Annotated in this window: 16 protein-coding genes and 1 pseudogene; 9 read left to right on the top strand and 8 right to left on the bottom strand. The window is 68.9% G+C overall.

The window, feature by feature from the left end:
- Window positions 1-14: 14 nt before the first annotated feature.
- Together ACIHFD_RS28620 and ACIHFD_RS28615 are read right to left on the bottom strand one after the other, a co-directional pair.
- Window positions 15-641 (bottom strand): sulfotransferase family protein, encoded by a 627-nt coding sequence (locus tag ACIHFD_RS28620; RefSeq protein WP_397369481.1) that lies wholly within the window; start codon window positions 639-641, stop codon window positions 15-17.
- 11 nt (window positions 642-652) lie between these two features.
- Window positions 653-1,660 carry a cytochrome P450 gene (locus tag ACIHFD_RS28615; protein ID WP_397369480.1) on the bottom strand — a complete coding sequence of 336 codons (1,008 nt, stop codon included), beginning with the start codon at window positions 1,658-1,660 and terminating at the stop codon, window positions 653-655.
- 827 nt (window positions 1,661-2,487) lie between these two features.
- Between ACIHFD_RS28615 and ACIHFD_RS28610 the strand changes: the two genes are divergently transcribed.
- From ACIHFD_RS28610 to ACIHFD_RS28595, 4 genes are read left to right on the top strand one after another with little or no spacing between them, the layout of a single operon-like run.
- Window positions 2,488-3,465, top strand: a complete 978-nt coding sequence (locus ACIHFD_RS28610; RefSeq protein ID WP_397369479.1) for an ABC transporter permease — start codon at window positions 2,488-2,490, stop codon at window positions 3,463-3,465.
- Between the two features lies 1 nt (window position 3,466).
- Complete coding sequence (locus tag ACIHFD_RS28605) at window positions 3,467-4,306, top strand: ABC transporter permease (RefSeq protein ID WP_397369478.1); 840 nt, start codon at window positions 3,467-3,469, stop codon at window positions 4,304-4,306.
- Window positions 4,303-6,372 (top strand): dipeptide ABC transporter ATP-binding protein, encoded by a 2,070-nt coding sequence (locus tag ACIHFD_RS28600; RefSeq protein WP_397369477.1) that lies wholly within the window; start codon window positions 4,303-4,305, stop codon window positions 6,370-6,372. The genes ACIHFD_RS28605 and ACIHFD_RS28600 overlap by 4 nt, the downstream gene beginning before the upstream one ends.
- Window positions 6,369-8,081, top strand: a complete 1,713-nt coding sequence (locus ACIHFD_RS28595) for an ABC transporter family substrate-binding protein (RefSeq protein WP_397369476.1) — start codon at window positions 6,369-6,371, stop codon at window positions 8,079-8,081. Before ACIHFD_RS28600 ends, ACIHFD_RS28595 begins: the two co-directional genes overlap by 4 nt.
- Here ACIHFD_RS28595 and ACIHFD_RS28590 read toward each other — a convergent pair.
- Window positions 8,048-8,956, bottom strand: a complete 909-nt coding sequence (locus ACIHFD_RS28590; RefSeq protein ID WP_397369475.1) for an NAD(P)H-binding protein — start codon at window positions 8,954-8,956, stop codon at window positions 8,048-8,050. The two genes, ACIHFD_RS28595 and ACIHFD_RS28590, sit on opposite strands and share 34 nt — an antisense overlap.
- On the bottom strand, window positions 8,953-10,002 hold the full coding sequence (locus ACIHFD_RS28585) for a saccharopine dehydrogenase NADP-binding domain-containing protein (protein WP_397369473.1): 1,050 nt from the start codon (window positions 10,000-10,002) through the stop codon (window positions 8,953-8,955). The genes ACIHFD_RS28590 and ACIHFD_RS28585 overlap by 4 nt, the downstream gene beginning before the upstream one ends.
- 84 nt (window positions 10,003-10,086) lie before the next feature.
- Between ACIHFD_RS28585 and ACIHFD_RS28580 the strand changes: the two genes are divergently transcribed.
- The gene (locus tag ACIHFD_RS28580; RefSeq protein ID WP_397369472.1) at window positions 10,087-10,677 is read left to right on the top strand and encodes a TetR/AcrR family transcriptional regulator; all 591 of its coding nucleotides are present in this window, start codon (window positions 10,087-10,089) and stop codon (window positions 10,675-10,677) included.
- Here ACIHFD_RS28580 and ACIHFD_RS28575 read toward each other — a convergent pair whose 3' ends face one another.
- Complete coding sequence (locus ACIHFD_RS28575; RefSeq protein ID WP_350733751.1) at window positions 10,678-11,103, bottom strand: peptidase inhibitor family I36 protein; 426 nt, start codon at window positions 11,101-11,103, stop codon at window positions 10,678-10,680.
- 345 nt (window positions 11,104-11,448) lie between these two features.
- Between ACIHFD_RS28575 and ACIHFD_RS28570 the strand changes: the two are divergent.
- A pseudogene (locus ACIHFD_RS28570) lies at window positions 11,449-12,653 on the top strand (RNA-guided endonuclease InsQ/TnpB family protein); the annotation flags it as partial.
- Window positions 12,654-12,659: 6 nt separating this feature from the next.
- On the opposite strand, the gene ACIHFD_RS28565 reads toward ACIHFD_RS28570, so the two are convergent.
- Both ACIHFD_RS28565 and ACIHFD_RS28560 read right to left on the bottom strand, forming a co-directional pair.
- Window positions 12,660-13,685, bottom strand: coding sequence for a polysaccharide lyase family 1 protein (locus ACIHFD_RS28565; protein ID WP_397369471.1), 1,026 nt, complete (start codon window positions 13,683-13,685; stop codon window positions 12,660-12,662).
- 102 nt (window positions 13,686-13,787) lie between these two features.
- On the bottom strand, window positions 13,788-14,366 hold the full coding sequence (locus ACIHFD_RS28560) for a TetR/AcrR family transcriptional regulator (RefSeq protein ID WP_397369664.1): 579 nt from the start codon (window positions 14,364-14,366) through the stop codon (window positions 13,788-13,790).
- Between the two features lie 109 nt (window positions 14,367-14,475).
- Between ACIHFD_RS28560 and ACIHFD_RS28555 the strand changes: the two genes are divergently transcribed.
- The gene (locus ACIHFD_RS28555; RefSeq protein ID WP_397369470.1) at window positions 14,476-14,883 is read left to right on the top strand and encodes a nuclear transport factor 2 family protein; all 408 of its coding nucleotides are present in this window, start codon (window positions 14,476-14,478) and stop codon (window positions 14,881-14,883) included.
- A gap of 123 nt (window positions 14,884-15,006) precedes the next feature.
- Window positions 15,007-16,962: a glycoside hydrolase family 3 protein gene (locus ACIHFD_RS28550; RefSeq protein ID WP_397369468.1), complete on the top strand. Its 1,956-nt coding sequence runs from the start codon at window positions 15,007-15,009 to the stop codon at window positions 16,960-16,962.
- Between the two features lie 456 nt (window positions 16,963-17,418).
- Here the strand turns inward: ACIHFD_RS28550 and ACIHFD_RS28545 are convergent, their stop codons facing one another.
- Window positions 17,419-17,940: a snapalysin family zinc-dependent metalloprotease gene (locus tag ACIHFD_RS28545; RefSeq protein ID WP_397369467.1), complete on the bottom strand. Its 522-nt coding sequence runs from the start codon at window positions 17,938-17,940 to the stop codon at window positions 17,419-17,421.
- 163 nt (window positions 17,941-18,103) lie between these two features.
- On the opposite strand from ACIHFD_RS28545, the gene ACIHFD_RS28540 reads away from it, so the two are divergent.
- Window positions 18,104-19,334 (top strand): ABC transporter ATP-binding protein (locus tag ACIHFD_RS28540; RefSeq protein ID WP_397369466.1); only part of this gene is annotated, 1,231 nt, incomplete at its 3' end.

Here is a 19,334-nt window from a genome sequence, read left to right as displayed (position 1 = left end):
TTACCTGTCCTTTTTCATCGTGGCGGGAGCACCCCGGCCTGCTCGGCGCGGCGCAGATAGTCGCCAGTGGTGTTCGCCACGGGGAAGGGCTGGTCCGGCACGTCGACTCCCAGGGCCGCGCAGAGCGGCTCCCAGCCATGCGACGGCTCGACCTCGACGAGCCGTCCGGACGGCACGGCCGCGCGAACCTCGTCCAGATGGGCCCGGTAGACGCCCATGGCGTGGTCGCGGTCCTCGAACCGCCCGGAGAACGTCCCCTGCCAGACGATCTTCTCGATGACCTGGTCCCGGACGGCCGTGTCCTGGCCGGCGGGCCTGGTGCGGTACAGGGTGCGGCTCATGCTGGCGTACCACGAGGCCGGATCCCGCACGATCAGCAGGACCTTCGCCTCGGGAAAGGCGGCGGCCAGCTCCCGCCAGTAGAATGCCGCCGGCCAGGCGATCGTCGAGGTGAAACCATTGAGCAGCCGTTTCCAGTCGGGTTTTCCGCCGTCGGCGACGCGGAGCCATTCCCGGGCATGCGCGGGGGCGGCGAAAAGCTCTTTCATGTAATGGCAGGGGCCGAATCCGAGGGTCTCCAGCGCTAATCGGACCGAAGAGGTCCCGGTCCGCCCGAACGATGCTCCGACGACCTTCAGCACGTAAACCTCCTTCACCGAAGGGCAACGTCGAAACGCGCAATGCTGCGGGCGGTCAGGTTCGGGAAATACGTCGGCGCGCCGAGCGCCCTGATGCCCGGATAACGCTCCGCGAGGACGCGGAGCACCACCCGGGTGAAGATGGCTGTAAAGGGGGAGCCGAGGCAGGACTTCGGGCCCCGGCCGAAGCCGAGATGCGGATTGGGATGCCGGTCCAGCCGCACCGTGTCCGGGTCGGGGAACCGCGCGGGGTCCCGGTTCGCCGCGCCGAGGAACAGCGTGACAGCCTGCCCCGCGCGCACCGTGGTCCCGCCCACCTCGGTGTCGCGCACGCACGCGCGGGCTACCGCCTGGATCGGGGAGGCGTAGCGGACCAGCTCGTCCACCGCGCGTGCGGTGTCGGCCTCGCCGAACCGCTCCAGCTCGCCGGCCCGCTGGTGCAGCAGGGCGATCGCCACCAACCCGAGCAGCTTGCTGCCGGAGCTGTAGCCGCTGAACAGCAGCCCCCGCACGGTGTTGGCGACGATGTCCGGGGCCACGCCGCTGCCGGCCGCCCGCCGCGCGATGGCGCCGACGACGCCGGAGGGCGGCGGATCGGCGAGCCAGCCCTCGACCAGCACGGCCAGCTCTTCCTGCGCGGCCATTACGGGCCGCGCCCGCTCGGGCCACAGCCCGGCGTCCATCCCCGCGACGATGTCCCGGGCGGCCCCGCTGGCCCAGGCCGGATCCGGCATCGGCACGCCCAGATACGCGGAGGTCGTCGACAGCGCCAGCGGTTCGGCGAATTCCGTGAGGAACTCGAACGACGGGCGGCGTGCGAGACCGGCCAGCAGCTCGGTCGTGTGCTGCGCGATCATCTGCTCCAGGGCCGGGTGGTCCTGCTCGCGCAGCGCCTCCATGAAGAACCGGCGGACCACGGTGTGCTCCGGCGGGTCCAGGGTCAGCATGTTGATCGCCCGCGGCGGCATCGTCTCACCGACGCGGCGCCAGTCGGCGGCGAAGTTCGCGCTGTCCTTCAGCACGGAGACGCAATCGTCGTACCGGCTGAAAATCCATGAGTTAAGTCGGTCGTAGAAAAAGGCGGGTCGTTCCCGGCGGAGGATTTCGTACCAGGGATAGGGGTCGGCAAGGAGTTCGGGAGAGGCGAGGGAGATAATGGGGTCGTGGTCAACAATTTCCGACAAGAGGCCCCTCTAACCGGCTGTCCAGCCTAATCAGACTCAAGCTCTCTAGAGAGATGATCCCTCGCGACCGGGGTGCTGTAAAGAGCGTCAACTCGACACAGCACTGCGAATTCTCTCGGTGAGTAAACCGGTGCCCACGGTGACCTTTTCCGGTGCCCCGGGCCGGTTTTTCGCGGGCCGTGGGACGGTGGTGCCCCCTCGCTGACCGGGTGCGACATGCCTCGTACGGGCCTTCGTCGGTGGGGTGCCGGCGGCGGAGGGCCGGGGGAGCACCCGAGTGGGGGTGCGGGGGGTGTCGTCAAGGTGGTGTCCGAACTCACTTGACGATGAGATCAACGTGAAGTGGATCACTTTGCGTAGTCGCCAATTTATGTCCGGGTTTCGTGACACAACCCCCCGGATGGATCCCGAAAAATCGGCCTAAATTGGGACGTTTCCGCAGGTCAGATGGGGTGTGGTAAGTGACCGTTCCGGTCATGTCGATCTATTGCGAGTGACCTTACCGTTATGTCGGACGGTTTCTGACTGTTACATCTTTGCTTATATTCTGCGCGTTGATCGCCATCTCGTGGCAAGTGGTTTTTGCACCGCGAGACGGGTTTTCGTTGCGGGGACGCCACTCCGGCCCGGATGTGCGCGCCCCCCGTCAGCGCGAACGGAGAGTAATGGGCAAGTACCTGCTCCGCAGGTTGGCAATAAATGTGGTCTTGGTCGCCATCGCGGCGAGTCTCGCGTACATGCTCGCGGCCACCACCATGAACCCGCGAGCCGCGTATCAGGCCCGCCAACCTCCCATCGCCGAGTCGGTGATCGACTCCACGCTGGACGCCTACAACATGAACGACAAGGTCCCGGTGCTCGTGCGGTACGGGACCTGGGCCAAGGGCGTCATCACGGGCGACTTCGGCAAGACCTGGAACGGCGGCTCGGTCAATGACGAGATGGGCCGCCGGATCTTCGTCAGCCTCCGGCTGCTGCTCATCGGCACGCTGGTGGGCTTCGCCGTGGGGGTGGCGTTGGGTGCGATCTCGGCGGTGAAGCAGTACAAGTTCAGCGACCGGTTAATAGGCGTCAGCTCTTTCGTGATCATGGCGATCCCGGTGTTCGTGCTGGCCACGGTGCTGGCCATCGCGACGTACAGCCTCAACGACGGGCTCGGGTTCACGCTGATCGAGTACACCGGCGAGTACAACCCGAAGCTGGCAGGCTGGGACCTGTTCCTCAACCGGCTGAACCACCTGATCCTCCCCACGATCTCGCTCAGCCTCGGCTCGGTCGCCTTCTACAGCCGCATCCAGCGCAACATGATGCTCGACGTGCTGGGTCAGGACTTCGTCCGCACGGCGATGGCCAAGGGCCTGCGGCGCAGGACCGCGCTCACCAAGCACGCGCTGCGCACCGCGCTGATCCCCTCCGCCACGTACTTCGCCTTCGCGTTCGGCACGATGTTCGTCGGTGCCACGTTCACCGAGAAGATCTTCGCCTGGCACGGCATGGGCGCCTGGCTGGTCGAGTCGGTCAACTCGAACGACGTCAACTCCGTCGCCGCGGTGACCTTCTTCACCGCCGTGTGCGTCCTGTTCGCCGCGTTCCTGTCCGACGTGCTGGTCGCGGCCCTCGATCCTCGGGTGCGGGTGAGCTGAGATGCGTTCGAAAGTCGTCCTGCGGCGCCTGTTCCGCAACAAGCAGGCGCGTTACGGCATCGTCGCCCTGTTGCTGCTGGTCCTGCTGGCGTACGTCGGCCCCTACTTCGGCTCGTACGACTGGACTGACAAGGACTTCATGGCCTTCCTGTCGGCCCCCGACGCCGACCACTGGTGGGGCACCACCTCGATCGGCCAGGACATGTACGCGGTCACGCTGCGCGGCATGCAGAAGTCGATCGTCATCGGCCTGCTGGTCGCGCTGATCGCCACCGGACTCGCCGCGGTCGTGGGCGCGTTCGCCGGATATTTCGGCGGCTGGATCGACCGGCTGCTCATGTGGTGGGTCGACCTGCTGCTGGTCCTCCCGAGCTTCCTGATCATCGCGATCGTCTCGCCGAGGCTGAAGGACGCCACCTGGCTGTGGTTCGTGGTGCTGCTCGCCGCGTTCTCCTGGATGATCACCTCCCGGGTGGTGCGGAGCATGACGCTCGCGCTCCGCGAGCGGGAGTACGTCCTGGCCGCCGTCTACATGGGCATCCCGAGCTGGAAGATCATCTTCCGGCACATCGTCCCCAACCTGTCCTCCTTGCTGATCATCGACGCGACGCTCAACGTCAGTGGCGCGATCATCGGCGAGGCGGCGCTGTCCTTCTTCGGCTTCGGCATCCAGCCGCCGGACGTCTCGCTCGGCACGCTGATCGCGGAGGGCTCGCGCAACGCCACCGGTTACCCATGGCTGTTCGTCTTCCCGGCCGGCCTGCTGGTGGCCATGGTGCTCGCCGTGAACCTGATCGGCGACGGCCTGCGTGACGCACTCGACCCGGGGAGCAACTCGTGAGCATCTTGGAGGTCAAGGACCTCACCGTCACCTTCCCCGGCGGCATCGAGGCCGTGCGCGGCGTCAGCTACGAGGTCGAGCGCGGCGAGGTGCTCGGCATCGTCGGTGAGTCCGGCTCCGGCAAGTCCGTGACCTCGCTCGCGGTCATGGGCCTGTTGCCGCGCAACGCCACGGTCAGCGGCTCGGTCAAGCTGCACGACCGCGAGCTGCTCGGCATGGACGAGAACGAGCTGATCAAGGTACGCGGCAAGGCGATCAGCATGATCTTCCAGGATCCGCTGTCGGCGTTCACGCCCGTCTACACGATCGGCGACCAGATCGCCGAGGCCGTGCGCGTCCACCAGAAGCTGGGTAAGGACAAAGCCGCCAAGCGGGCCGTCGAGCTGCTCGACCTGGTCGGCATCCCGAACCCGAACCTGCGGGCCAAGGCGTTCCCGCACGAGTTCTCGGGCGGCATGCGGCAGCGGGCGATGATCGCCATGGCCATCGCCAACGACCCCGACCTGCTGATCTGTGACGAGCCGACGACCGCGCTCGACGTGACCATCCAGGCGCAGGTGCTGGAGGTGCTCAAGACCGCGCAGCGCGAGACGGGCGCCGGCATCGTGATGATCACCCACGACCTGGGCGTCATCGCGGGCATGGCCGACCGGGTGCTGGTCATGTACGCGGGCAAGCCGGTCGAGCAGGGGCCGGTGGACGACATCTACTACCGGCCGCGCATGCCGTACACGATGGGTCTGCTCGCCTCGATCCCCAGGGTCGACGGCGAGGAGGGGCCGCTCGTGCCCATCGAGGGCAACCCGCCCTCGCCGTCGGCGCTGCCGCCGGGCTGCCCCTTCGCGCCGCGCTGCCCGATGAAGGTGGACATGTGCGACGACGAGGAGCCGCCGCTGACCCCCTTCGGCGGCGGTCGCCACGTGGCGTGCATCCGCTCGCACGAGATCGAGCACAAGGGCCTGACCGGGGCCGACGTGTTCCCCGTGCCGGTCATCCCGCCGAGTGACGTGGTCCGGGTGCCGCGCGCCGAGCGAGACACGGTGCTCGAACTCGACGACATGATCAAGCACTACCCGCTGATGAAGGGCGCGGTCTTCAAGCGCCGTGTCGGCACCGTGTTCGCGGTGGACGGCATCAGCTTCGACATCGCCGAGGGCGAGACGCTGGCCCTGGTCGGCGAGTCCGGCTGCGGCAAGACCACCACGCTCCAGCAGATCATGCAGCTCCAGCCGCCGCAGGGCGGGCGGGTCGTCGTGCTCGGCAAGGACAGCGCCAAGATCGACTCCGGGGCGCGCAAGGCACTCAGGCGCGACCTGCAGATCGTCTTCCAGGACCCGATGGCCGCCCTGGACCCGCGCATGCCGGTCAGCGCCATCATCGCCGAGCCGCTGCGCGCGCACGGCCGGAAGAACCTGGACGCCCGGGTCGCCGAGCTGCTGCAACTGGTCGGGCTGTCGCCGGAGCACGCCGACCGCTATCCCCAGCAGTTCTCCGGCGGTCAGCGCCAGCGCATCGGCATCGCCCGCGCGCTCGCGCTGGAGCCGAAGCTGCTGGTGCTGGACGAGCCGGTGTCGGCGCTCGACGTCTCCATCCAGGCCGGTGTGATCAACCTGCTGGAGGAGCTGAAGAACCGGCTGGGGCTGTCGTACCTGTTCGTGGCCCACGACCTGGCGGTGGTCAGGCACCTGGCCGACCGGGTCGCCGTCATGTACCTCGGCAGGATCGCCGAGATCGGCACGGTCGAGAACGTCTACGACCATCCAGCCCACCCCTACACGCAGGCACTGCTGTCGGCGATCCCGCTGCCGGACCCCGAAATGGAGCGAACCCGGAAGCGGATCCTGCTCGAAGGCGACCTGCCCAGCCCGGCCGACCCGCCATCGGGATGCCGGTTCCGTACTCGCTGCCCCAAGTTCGCCCTGCTCAGCGAGGCGGAGCGACGGCGGTGTGTGGACGAAGAGCCCTCGGTTGCTCGGCTCGCGAACGCCGTTGACCACGGTGCCGCCTGCCACTACGCGGAGGAGATCGAGGTCATCACGGCCTCGGACGATCAGGAGGAAAAGTGAAGGTTCGTTACCGTGCGGCTGCGGGCATCGCGGTCCTGGCCATGGCCGTCGCGGCCTGTGGCGGAGGTGGCGGTGCAGCCAAGAAGCCGAGTGCCGAGCAGTCGCAGCAGGCTCAGCAGCAGATGGCGGAGACCCCGTCGATCACCATCAACCCGGTCGCCTACGACCAGGTCAAGGACGGCGGCACGCTGACCCTCCCCATCGGGCAGTGGCCTACCCAGTGGAACATCAACCACGTCGACGGCAACCAGGCCGACACCGCGGACATGCTCGACCCGCTCATGCCGCAGCTGATGTTGTCCGACGACAAGGCCAACTTCACGCCGAACCCGGACTACGTGACCGACGTGAAGAACGACATGTCGTCGGGCAAGCAGGTCGTGACCTACACGCTCAACGACAAGGCCAACTGGTCGGACGGCACGCCGATCACGTGGAAGGACCTCGAGGCCGCGTGGAAGATCAACAACGGTAAGGACAAGAAGTACAAGCCGGCTTCCACGGACGGTTGGGACAAGATCGAGTCGGTTACCAAGGGTGACTCCGACAAGGTCGCCGTCGTCACCTTCGCCAAGCCGTACCTGGAATGGCAGGGCCTGTTCAACCGGGCCACCAACCACCTTCTGCCCGCCGCGCACATGCTCGACGCGGACAAGTACGAGAACGACTACAAGCAGAAGATCCCGGTCACCGCGGGTCCGTTCAAGGTCGAGAAGATCGACGAGGGCACCAAGACGCTCACCCTCGTGCGTGACGACAAGTGGTGGGGCAAGAAGACCAAGCTCGACAAGCTCATCTTCCGGACGATCAGCGACCCCTCCGCCGCGGTGAACGCTTTCGCCAACGGCGAGCTCGACGCCACGGACATCGCGGCCGGCGCCCCCGCCGACCTGAAGCGCGCCAAGGAAGTTCCCAACTCGGACATCCGCAAGGCGCTCAGCCCCAACTGGCGGCACATCACGGTCAACAACCAGAGCACCAACCTGAAGGACAAGTCCGTCCGCCAGGCCGTCGCGTACGCGATCAACCGTGACGTGATCACGCAGTCGGACCTGAAGGACATGGACTGGCCGCTGCAGACGCTCGGCAACCACGTCTTCATGAACAACCACAAGGCCTACGTCGACAACTCCGGCGACATCGGCAAGTACAACCTGGACAAGGCCAAGCAAATGCTGGACGCGGCCGGTTGGAAGCAGGAGGGCGACTACCGCAAGAAGGACGGCAAGGAGCTGGACCTGACCTTCGTCATCCCGACGGACACCCCCGTCGCGAAGACTGAGGGCGAGCTCACGCAGGCCATGCTCAAGGAGGCCGGGGTCAAGGTCACGGTCCGCCCGGTCCCCGTCGACAAGTTCTTCACCGACTACATCATCAAGGGCGACTTCGACCTGGTGCCGTTCACGTGGATCGGCACGCCGCTGCCGCTCGGTGGCCTGCCGCAGATCTACAAGACCGGCTCCGAGAGCAACTTCCCCAAGAGCAACGACCCGGAGCTCGACAAGGCCATCGAGGCCGTGGGGAACGAGACGGATCAGACCAAGGCGAACGAGCTGGCGAACGCCGCCGACAAGATGATCTGGGACCTGGTGCACACCATCCCGCTGTACCAGCGTCCGGAGATCTGGGCGACGAAGAAGACGATCGCCAACTTCGGCGCTCGCGGCTACAAGTACTACGACTGGTCGGCGGTCGGCTTCACCGGCTGATCCCCGCCCGCACGGAACCCCCGGCCGCTCCTCGGCCGGGGGTTTCCCCATTCGTGCAGCGTCATGGGCGGGCGGCCGCCGTAGCGCGCGATGCTCTCGGTGACCCGGTACAGCGGGTGGTCGCCGGAGCCGATGAGGCGGAAGATCGCCCACAGGTGCGTCAGATGCTCGACCGTGTACGGGTCGCCGTAGACGCCCAGCGCCCGCGCCTCCCACTCCTCGGGCGGCAGATCGGCGTACGAGAGCCCGAGCGCGTCCGCCGCCTCGCCGATCGTCGCCATCTGCCCCGTCACCAGGCACACCGGGTCGGCGGGTCCGGGGTCGAGCAGCAGCCCGGCGGCGACCCTGGCCACGTCCTCGCCCGCGACCAGCGGGATCCGCGTGTCGCGCGGCCCCAGCGGGAGCGCCAGCGTGCCGCCCGAGGCGGCGACGGACAGGTTCTCGAAGAAGACCGCGGCCCGCAGGTGCACCGCGCCCACCCCGGCCCAGTCGAACACCTGCTCCGCCACCCAGTGCCGGCGCATGCGCGGCGTCAGGGCACCGGGGGACGCGTCGAGCTGCGACACCTCGACGACACGCGCCACCCCCTCCTCCCTGGCCGCGGCGGCGAACACGCCGGTCGCGTCCAGCAGCCCCGCCGTCACCGGATAGGTGAAGAACGCCCTGCTGATCCCGCGCATGGCGGGCCGCACCGACGTGATCTCCTTGAGGTCGCCCACCACCACCTCGGCCCCGAGCTTGCGCAGCTCCTCGGCCCGATGGTCGTCGGAGTGCACGAAGGCGCGCACCGCCTCGCCGCGCTCCAGCAGCAGGTTCGTGACGTGCCGGCCGGTCGAGCCCTGCGGGCCGCCGGCCGCGCCCGTGACCAGGATCATCGCTCCTCCTCCTTGTCCGGCTTCTTCGGCAGGGTGAGGGTGAACAGGCCGAGCCGCTCCAGGTCGCGCAGGAACGGCTTCGCCGGGAACGCCTCGGCCGGGCCGTACACGCCGGGGCTCCCCGGGTCCGCGGCCAGGCGGACGGCGGCCTCCACCGAGGTCAGCGCGCTCATGCGCCACAGGTCGCGCCCGCTGACCTGCCCGGCCCTGCCGCCGTCCGCGGTGATCACCTGCGCGGCGACCGTGAACGCGGAGCTCGCCCGCGTGTCGGCGTCCGCGTCCTCGCTGCTGAACACCTGCTCCTCCTGGAACGTGTCCGCCGTGAGCTGCGCCTCGACCACTCGCGCGCGTACGTGCCTGGGGACCGTGACGACCTCGGAGAACGGGACGGGGGCGATCATCGTGCGCGGGCCGAGCGGCGGCGGGAACGGGAAGACGGCGTTGCGCGGCTCGACATAGCCGACGTGCTGCTCGCCGTCGGTGTAGGTGATGCGCCGCGTGTCGGCGAACAGCAGCTCGGCGGTCTGCTTCGCCCCCGTGGTCAGCCGCCAGCCGGACACCGCGTAGGCGGCGATCACCCGTTCGACGTCCGTCAGGCCGTCGGCCACGGCGGCGGCGAGCAGATCGCCCGTCCCGCCGTAGAAGCTCATCGCCGTGACCATGGTGATGCCCGCTCTCCGCGCGGGCTCCTGCATCGTGTCGAACATCCACTTCGTGTGGTGCTGCTCCAGGGCGTGGTCCACGTAGTGGCAGCCGCCCTCGGCCGCCGCCGTGGCGACGGGCTTGCCGGCGTGCGTGAACGGGCCCGCGCAGTGGATCAGCACGGTCGCCTGCTCCGCGAGCGCGCGTAACGCGGCGGGGTCGTCCAGCGGGGCCTGGTGCACGGGCGCCCCGCCGAGCTCGTCGGACAGGGCCTTGAGCGCTCCGTCGTCGCGACCGGCCAGGATGACCTCCTTGCCGCGGGCGCTGAGCTCCGCCGCGACCAGCCGCCCGGTGTGGCCGGTGGCGCCGTAGACGGCGATGCGCGGTGAGGACGAGGGGGACACGACTCACCTCCATGTTTCATACTGGCGGTACGTAACTGTTCTTCGAAGTTACGTACCGCGAGTATGTAAGTCAATGGGAGCACGATGATCCGCCGTACCCAGGCTGAGCGTTCGGACGAGACGACGGGGCGGCTGGTGCGGGCCGCGCGGGAGCTGTTCGGGGCCCATGGTTACGCGCTCACGTCGATCGACGCGGTGGCTGCAGAGGCCGGGGTGACCAAGGGTGCGGCCTACCATCACTTCAACGGAAAACTCGCGCTATTTCGGGCGGCGTTCGTGGGGGAGCAGGAGGAGGTCGCCGCCGCACTGGAGTTGGCGGCCCTGTCGGAGCCCGACCCCTGGGCGGCGCTGCGGCGCGGCTGCCGCACCTTCCTCGAGCGCTGCCTCGACCCGGGATTCCGGCAGATCGTCCTTCTTGACGCGCCGTCGGTGCTGGGGTGGGAGACGGTCCGCGAGATCGAGTACGCCCACACGCTACGGGTCCTGCTCACCGGCCTCCACCTGGCCACGGCAGCCGAACAGCCCCCCAACGGCGACCTTTCCATGCGTGCGCAGCTCGTCTTCGGCGCGTTGTGCGAAGGCGGCATGCTGCTGGCCCGCTCCGCCGACCCGGCGGCCGACCTGCCGCGGCTCGCCGCGGAGGCCGACCGCTTCCTGGCGGCGCTCAGGCCGTGATCAGCCGTGCGAGTCGGTCTGTGCCGCCTTGACGGTCGCCCCCTCAGGGGGGAAGCACGACGGGCCGTTCGGGCCGTCGAAACGGACGGAGTTGAAGAAGTCGCGGAACGGGGTGTAGAAGTTGCCCTTCCCGCCGGCACTGGTCACGGCCGAGCAACCGCCGTAGTTCGCCTCCGAGTAGAGGTGGATGGTCGATCCCGTGCGGTTCCAGTCGGACTTGGCACGGTCGGCCATGTTGAGGGCGGCCAGGTCGGGGGTGTTGCTCTGGATCTGGACGATGTCGCCGGTGCCGTCCAGGCCGGAGAACAGGCAGTAGTAGTTGGTGGGGCAACGGTCATAGCCGTCGGCCGCCTGCGCGGGAACGGCCGTCAGCGCCAGGGCCGCGGCGGCGATCGGTAATGCCAGAATGTGAAGCTTCTTGCCCAACGTTCCTCCATGGGTGAAACTTTCTTTCGGATCGAACATACAGGGCGGGATCTTGTCAGGAAAGGGGGTTGAGCAACGCCGCCGCAGCCCTCATGACGCCCGGTGCAGCCGCCGGGCCGCGTCCGTGCTGAGGTAGTGCCCACATCGCCGTTGTGCTTGTACCGCCGAGGTGCCCCTCCCGCCGCCGGGCTCGGTGCGCGGTCGGTACGTCCTCGTTCCGCCGCCTGGCTCGAGGCTGTCGCCGTCAGCGGTGTAATCGGGCAGGGCAAGGAGAGGAAGGGGAATGGCGTGGCGGGATCGAACGTGTGCACGATGCGTGACTGATCGTGTACTAGAATGTGAACCGTGGCGCAGACCGTGAAGCGGGCCTACCGATACCGCTTCTACCCGACCCCCGAGCAGGCTGAAGAGCTCGCCCGGACGTTCGGCTGCGTCCGTCTCGTCTACAACAAGGCACTGGAGGAGCGCACCCGCGCCTACACCGTCGAAGGGCGTCGCGTCTCCTACGTGGAGTCGTCGGCGGCCCTGACCGCGTGGAAAAGCAGCGGCGAATACGACTTCCTCTCGCAGGTCTCCTCCGTCCCGTTGCAGCAGGCGCTTCGCCACCTCCAGGCCGCGTTCGCGAACTTCTTCGCCAAGCGGGCCAAATACCCGACGTTCAAATCGCGCAAGAAGTCGCGGGCCTCGGCCGAGTACACCCGCTCGGCCTTCCGCTGGCGCAACGGCCGGTTGACGCTGGCGAAGATGGACGCGCCGCTCGACATTCGCTGGTCGCGTCCGCTGCCGGAGGGCGCCGATCCGTCCACGGTCACCGTCTCCCGGGACGCGGCGGGCCGGTGGTTCGTCTCCCTGCTCGTGGAAGAGACGATCAATCCTCTCGCGCCAGTGGAGCAGGCGGTGGGGGTGGATGCCGGCATCACCGCCCTGGCCACGCTCTCCACCGGAGAGAAGATCGTCAATCCCCGCCACGAACGCCGCGACCGGCGCAAGCTGGCCAGGGCCCAGCGGGCGCTCGCCCGCAAGGCCAAGGGGAGCGCGAACCGGGCCAAGGCCCGGCTCAAGGTCGCCCGCATCCATGCCAGGATCGCCGACCGCCGCCGGGATTTCCTGCACAAGCTCACCACTCGACTCGTCCGCGAGAACCAAACGGTCGTGATCGAGGACCTCACAGTCCGCAACATGGTCAAGAACGGCAAGCTCGCCCGTGCTATCTCCGACGCCTCATGGCGGGAACTCCGCTCGATGCTGGAGGACAAGGCCGCCTGGTATGGGCGGGCCGTGGTCGCAGTGGACCGCTGGTTCCCCTCCTCGAGACTGTGCTCGGCGTGCGGGAGCGTGCAAGACGAGATGCCGCTGAACGTCCGGGAATGGGCCTGCGCTTGTGGCGCGATCCACGACCGGGACGTCAACGCGGCCCGCAACCTCTTGGCCGCCGGGCTGGCGGACAAGTAAAACGCCTGTGGAGCTGGTGCAAGACCTCAACGAGAGTCCTCTCGGGCGGGCGACCGGCGGTGAAACAGGAACTTCCACGGGTGACCGTGGGAACTCCCCTTCGTCTACGAGGAGGAGGAAGTCAAGATCTGGATGTTGGACCGCGGTGGGTGAATCTTGCCGTAGCCCGCCCCTGTCCGGACCGCCGCCGGGACGTTCTGCGGCGGGTCGACCGTGTAGCCGTAGTACGTGCCAGGCTCGACGACGGATCCGGCGCTCTCGGGCGTGCCCGAGTTCACGAAGACGTTGTTGCGCTGGACGGCCCGGCCGGGGCCGCTGTCGCCGTACCCGCTCGCCGAGTAGAGCGGGTGCGCCACGTTCTCGAAGTAGTTGCCCTCGACGACGGCTCCGGCGTTCTCGGTGGAGGCCACCCCGTACAGCTCGTTGCCCAGGAAGTAGTTGTTGTAGACGTGCACCGGCTCCCCGAACCTGATGCGCGGATGCCGCTGGCGGCTGTGGTCGAAGAAGTTGTGGTGGATGGTCACCTTGAGGTGGCCGACGTCCGTGCCGGCGGCGCCGTCGGAGTGGCTGATCAGCATGGACTTGTCGGAATGGTCGAAGTGGTTCCAGGAGACGGTGACGTAGTCGGCGCCCCTGACGATGTCCACGGACCCGTCCACCGCGCCGGAGAACGTGTTGTGGTCGATCCAGATGTGGTGGGACTGCTGGCCGATGTTGACCGCGTCGTCCTCGGCGTTCGTGAAGCGGAGGTTGCGCACGATCACGTTGTACGAGCGGTAGAAGTCCAGCCCGCCGCCGGTGATGTGGCCGGTGGTGCCGACGCCGACGATGGTCTTGTTGGGCCGCACCCCCTGCTTGCTGGTGATCGAGATCGTGCCCGACACCTGGATGACCAGGGGTTCGAGGCTGTCGATGTACTCGAGGAACTGCGTGGCGTTCGTGGCGGTGACGGTCCTGCCGCCGGCGCCGCCGGTGGTGCCGTTCTGGCCGAGGGCGTTGACAGCCGCGAAACCGGTCGGTCCGTCGGCGGCGACCGCCTGCGCGGGAACGGCCCGCATCGACGGTACGGCGATCGCGGCCGCCACGAGGACGGCCGTCCAGCGTGGGGCGCGTAACGAGGTGAAGGGCATAGTGCTCTCCGTCTGCCGGGTGCCTCCAAGGGTCGTCGGAAAGCGCTTTCCTTTGGATATTATCTGCACAGTCTCACAGGCGGTAAAGCCGCGATGAAAGTTTCACGCCGCCCCCATCGCCCGGAGGCCGTGGATGAACAGCTCCAGGTGGCGCCGGGCGAGCGCGTGCTTGGCCTCGTCCGGGAGCGGCCCGGGGATGGGGCGGGAGATCCGTACGAGCATGGTCGTGATGTCCATGAACGTGACACCCTCCGGCAGCGTGCCCGCCGCGTGGGCGTCGGAGATCATCCGGCGTATGGTGCGGGCGGACTCCTCGCGCACGGGTGCCAGCAGCGGGTCGTTCGCCGGGTCCACCGCGTCGAGCAGGGCCGGGAGCACGGCCGAGACGCGCAGTTCGAGCGCCGCGCGCAGGTAGCGCGCCAGCGCCTCGAACGGGTCGCGCTCCTCCTCGGCCGCCGCCCTGGCAGCGGCGGCCGTCCTGGTCAGGGCGTCGAGCGCGACCGCGCGGAGCAGGGCGTCGCGGTCGGGGAAGCGGCGGTAGAGCGTGGCGCTGCCGACCCCGGCGCGCCGGGCGATGTCGTCGAGCGGGACGTCGGGGCCGCGTTCGGCGACCATGTCGCGGGCGGCGAGCAGGATCTGCTCCAGGTTGCGCCGCGCGTCGGCCCGCATGGGCTTGGTCATCACACTCACCAGCATATGGGGGAAAACTCCCCGGTTGGGGTTGTGCCAGTTGCCGGTATCTGCCAGATTTAAATGGGGAGATTTTCCCCGGTTAAGAGAGGGGCAGATCATGAACAGTCAGGAGCAGGTGCTCGACCTCGTCCGCCGCTGGGCGCGGGCCGAGTTCGACGGTGACGCGGACGCCTTCGACGACCTCCTCGGCGACGACTTCGCCGGAATCGGTCCTGTGGGGTTCAAGTTGGACAAACGGCAGTGGGCGGGCCGGCACCGGGGCGACCTGAAGAACCACCACTTCGAGATTCTCGACCCGCAGGTGCGCCTCCACGGCGACACCGCGATCGTGGGCGGCGTGCAGGAGCAGCGGACTTCGGTCAGAGGGCACGAGGTCAACGACTCGTTCCGGCTGACCCTGGTCGCCGTCAAGCAGGGCGAGCGCTGGGTGATCGCCAACATCCAGCTCAGCGGCCCGCTCCAGGACCCGTCCGCGCCGCCGCCGTTCGCCCGTAAGCAGGGGTGAAACTTTCACCTCGTTTGCGCTGCTGGGGGTTGTGGGTGCGGGCTGGGCCCTGGGCGGCGGCACCGGCGTGTTCTAGAGTCATGGGAGCGCTCCCACATGCGGCCCACAACCTCTGGACGTGCCATGATCAGCAGACAGTGGGCGATCAGGGCGGCCGTGCCGCTGCTCGTCGCCGCCGGACTGGTCGTTCCCCGGGCGTCCGCCGTGTCCTGGTATGCGGCCGCCCCCTACCAGGACCCCAGCCTCCCCGTGCCCACGCGGGTGGCCGACCTCATGTCCAGGATGACGCTGGACGAGAAGCTCGGCCAGATGACCCAGGCCGAACGCGGCTCGGTCGGCAACTCCGACGTCACCACGTACCGGCTCGGCTCGGTACTGTCGGGCGGCGGCTCCACGCCGTCGCCCAACACGGCCGCGTCCTGGGCGGACATGTACGACGGATACCAGAACGCGGCCCTGGCCACGCCGCTCCGCATCCCCATCCTCTACGGGGCGGACGCCGTGCACGGCCACAACAACGTCGCCGGCGCCACGATCTTCCCGCACAACATCGGCGTCGGCGCCACCCGGGACCCCGCCCTCGTCGAGCGCATCGGCCGGGCGGTGGCCGAGGAGGTGTCGGGCACCGGCGTCGACTGGGACTTCGCCCCCTGCCTGTGCGTGGCGCGCAACGACCGGTGGGGCCGCACGTACGAGTCGTTCGGCGAGACGCCGGAGCTGCCCTCGTCCATGGCCACGATCGTGACGGGCCTGCAGGGCACCGCGTTGAACGGCCCCGCGTCCGTGCTCGCCACCGCCAAGCACTACGTCGGCGACGGCGGCACCACGGGCGGCGTGGACCAGGGCGACACCCGGCTGTCCGAGGCCGACCTGCGGGCGATCCACCTGCCGCCGTTCAGGGCCGCGGTGGAGCGCGGGGTCGGCTCGGTGATGATCTCGTTCAGCAGCTGGAACGGCGCCAGGCTGCACGGACAGCAGTACCTGATCACCACGGTGCTCAAGGGTGAGCTGGGCTTCTCCGGGTTCGTGGTCTCCGACTGGAACGGCATCGACCAGATCGACGGCGCCCCCGGCACGTCCGCGCTCGACGTGCGCACCGCCGTGAACGCGGGCATCGACATGGTGATGGTCCCCACGGCCTGGCGCCAGTTCATCGACCTGCTGCGGGCCGAGGTCCAGGCCGGCCGGGTGACCACGGCCAGGGTCGACGACGCGGTACGGCGCATCCTCACCAAGAAGTTCGAGCTCGGGCTGTTCGAGAAGCCGCTGACGGACCGCTCGTACACCTCGACCGTGGGCAGCGCCGCGCACCGCGCGCTGGCCCGCGAGGCGGTCGCCAAGTCGCAGGTCGTGCTGAAGAACGCGGGCAACGTGCTGCCGCTCGCCCGCAGCGGCAAGATCTTCGTGGCGGGCCGGAGCGCGGACAACATCGGCTACCAGAGCGGCGGCTGGACGATCTCCTGGCAGGGCTCGTCCGGCAACATCACCCCCGGCACCACCATCCTGCAGGGCATCAGGAACGGCGCGGGCTCCGGCACGACCGTCACCTACAGCCAGGACGGCACCGGCATCGACTCCTCCTACCGCGTCGCCGTCGCGGTGGTCGGCGAGCCGCCGTACGCCGAGGGCCAGGGTGACCGGCCCGGCAGCCTGGGCCTGGACGCCGTGGACCTCAACACCATCGCGAACCTGCGCGCGTCCGGCGTCCCGGTCGTCGTGGTGCTGGTCTCGGGCCGCCCCCTCGACGTCGCCTCCCAGCTGTCCGGCTGGAACGCACTGGTCGCCGCCTGGTTGCCGGGCACCGAGGGGCAGGGCGTGGCGGACGTGCTGTTCGGGACCGTCCAGCCGACCGGCAAGCTGCCGGTGACCTGGATGAGCAGCGCGTCCCAGCAGCCGATCAACTCCGGGGACGGGAAGACGCCGCTGTTCCCGTACGGGTTCGGTCTGACGTACGGGCAGGGGGACTCCACCCCGCCCACCGCGCCCGGCACTCCGGCCGCTTCCGCGGTCACCTCGTCGTCCGCCACTCTGACGTGGGCCGCCTCCGGCGACGACGTGGGGCTTGGAACTGTTCTTTGAGGAAGGCATTCCCGTGTACATGAGGTCGCTTGGGCGAGTGTTTGCGTTGACAGTCTGAAACGGTGCGTGTACGTTGCGTGTGCGATCTGGCACGACTGGTGCGGTGTCGGCTTTCGGGGCCTCCGTTCCACCGGAGCGATGGGCCGGGGCCTCCCCGGCTGCCTCTGGCCGCGTCGGTGTGGCCAGGTCGCCAGGGAGCCTGCCGCTCTGGATCGGGACCGCACGCGGGACGTGCGTCGCCGCCCAGGGTTGTACGTGGGGGACCAGTGCGCCCAAGACCGTTCGGGGCGTGCCGCTGTGCGGGACTCACTCCCGCTCGGTGTCGAGGAACGGTGACCGGGTACGACGTGGTGCGCGTACAGGGCTCGATGGGGACGACGGCGACAACCGCCTGCCGTCCGGCTACGCCTGCGGGTGACGGAAGGGCCGCCCGGCCCCTCCGCCGCCCGGTCACGGTCAGCGGTCGACGTGCAGCCGGTCGAACTCGACCGCCGGCGTGCTGCCGGCGAAGTTGCGGTCGACCTCGGCCCGCTCGGCGGCGCTGGGGTTCGCGTTGGTGCAGCTCACGGGCGCGCTCGACCCCGACATCAGGTCGGAGCACAGCCCGGTGCGCCGGTCGGGCAGGCCCAGGATGTGGCCAATCTCGTGGGTGGAGATGCGCAGCGGGTTGTAGCCCTGCGTGGTGGCCTGCCGGCCGATCCAGACCGTGCCGCGGCCCAGGCTGGTGGGCAGCGCGCGCGGCCAGCCGTTGTCGGCGTACACGACGAAGTCGGCGGGCGTTCCCTGGACGAGCCGGACGTTGACGACGCTGGAGTTCCAGAGCTGGGCCGCCTGGTTCACCACGGACACGAACTCGGCCGCCCTGCTCGCGTCGTACCTGACGACCCTGACCAGGGCCGCGGCCTGCGCGGGCGCGGTGACGAGCAGGAACGTGAGGCCGAGTAAGAGGGAGAGCGCGAGACGAAGGGGTCTGGGCACGGAGCCTCCTCCGGGAGTTGGGGGTGCCGCCACGGTATGCACGCACCCCGGCTCCGGGAGAGGTACCAGATTGCCCCTATCGCGGTGATATGGCGTGCGGGCCCCGGCCATCGCGGAGAACAGCCGAATGAAAACTGTCAGTGGCCGAACGCATACTCAGAGCATGCAGGATGAGCCTCTCGAACTCGGCGAGATCGCCACCCCCACCTGGAATGTTCACAACGACAAGATGGCGGAGGTCGGTTTCCTGACCATCGCCAGGCGGCTGCCGTCGCTCGTGACACAGGCGATGCGCATGGCCTGGGGCGCGAGCCCGCGCGACACCCTGGCCACGATCACGCTCAACCTCCTCGGCGGCGTCTTCACGGCCTTCGGCCTGCTGGCGACCACCGGCGTCCTCAGCGCCCTCTTCAGCGAGGGCCCGACCCCCGATCGCGTGCTGGCCGCGCTGCCCAGCCTCGCCCTGGTCGGCGGCGCGGCCGTGCTGCGCACGACCGTTCAGGCGGGCGCGGGCTGGGCGGAGTCGCGCCTCAACCCGCAGATCACCCGGCTGACGGAGGAGCGCCTGTACGGGCTGACCAGCCGGGTGGAGCTCGTGGCCTACGACGACCCCGAGTTCCACGACGCCCTGGAACGCGCCAGGAGCCGGGGCGCGGGCGTGGCCGACTCCGTGGTGTCGTCGGCCATCGACGTGGTCACGGCCGCGGTCGGCATCGCGGCCGCGGCCGGCGTGCTCGGCCTGCTCCACCCGGTGCTCCTGCCGCTGCTGCTGCTCGCCGTCCTGCCCGACGCCTGGGCGGCGGTCCGCAGCGCGCGCATGCGCTACGCGACCATGTACGGCCTCATCCCGGCCCGCCGCCGCAAGTGGATCATCGCGGAGTTGCTGGCCGAGCGAGAGGCCGCGGCCGAGGTCCGTTCGTTCACGATGCGCGGCTTCCTGCTGCGCATGTACGACGCGGTGGCCAGGGCCGAGCAGGACGTCCTGCTCCAACTGGCCAGACGCCAGACCGTCGCCCGCCTGGTCGGCGAGGCCCTCGGCGGCCTGGGCACCGCCCTCGTCTACGTGGCCCTCGGCGTGCTCCTGGCCCTGGCCGCGATCCCGCTGGCGGTGGCGGGCACCGCCGTCCTGGCGATCAGATCGGGCCAGAGCTCGCTGAGCAGTTTCCTGTACGCCACCAACCGCCTCTACGAGCAGGGCCTCTACTTCACCGACTTCCTCGAGTTCTGCGAGGACGCCGAGCGCCGCCTGACCGCCCCCCGCCCGGCCGCGGCCCCGATCGGCTTCGACCGCATCACGGGCACGGACATCACCTTCACCTACCCCGGCGCCGAGGCGCCCGCCCTGCGCGAGGTCTCGATCGAGATCAAACGCGGCGAGGTCATCGCCTTCGTCG

This window comes from Nonomuraea sp. NPDC051941, assembly GCF_044593615.1.
Note: the sequence above shows the minus strand (reverse complement) of the source record. Positions and strands in the feature narration are given on the sequence as shown.

Excerpts from the sequence above, each read along its gene's own strand:
- ACIHFD_RS28580 (WP_397369472.1), top strand. The coding sequence starts at position 10,087 with ATGATCCGCCGTACCCAGGCTGAGCGTTCGGACGAGACGACGGGGCGG.
- ACIHFD_RS28550 (WP_397369468.1), top strand. The coding sequence starts at position 15,007 with ATGATCAGCAGACAGTGGGCGATCAGGGCGGCCGTGCCGCTGCTCGTC.
- ACIHFD_RS28560 (WP_397369664.1), bottom strand. The coding sequence starts at position 14,366 with ATGACCAAGCCCATGCGGGCCGACGCGCGGCGCAACCTGGAGCAGATC.
- ACIHFD_RS28555 (WP_397369470.1), top strand. The coding sequence starts at position 14,476 with ATGAACAGTCAGGAGCAGGTGCTCGACCTCGTCCGCCGCTGGGCGCGG.
- ACIHFD_RS28605 (WP_397369478.1), top strand. The coding sequence starts at position 3,467 with ATGCGTTCGAAAGTCGTCCTGCGGCGCCTGTTCCGCAACAAGCAGGCG.
- ACIHFD_RS28590 (WP_397369475.1), bottom strand. The coding sequence starts at position 8,956 with ATGATCCTGGTCACGGGCGCGGCCGGCGGCCCGCAGGGCTCGACCGGC.
- ACIHFD_RS28565 (WP_397369471.1), bottom strand. The coding sequence starts at position 13,685 with ATGCCCTTCACCTCGTTACGCGCCCCACGCTGGACGGCCGTCCTCGTG.
- ACIHFD_RS28610 (WP_397369479.1), top strand. The coding sequence starts at position 2,488 with ATGGGCAAGTACCTGCTCCGCAGGTTGGCAATAAATGTGGTCTTGGTC.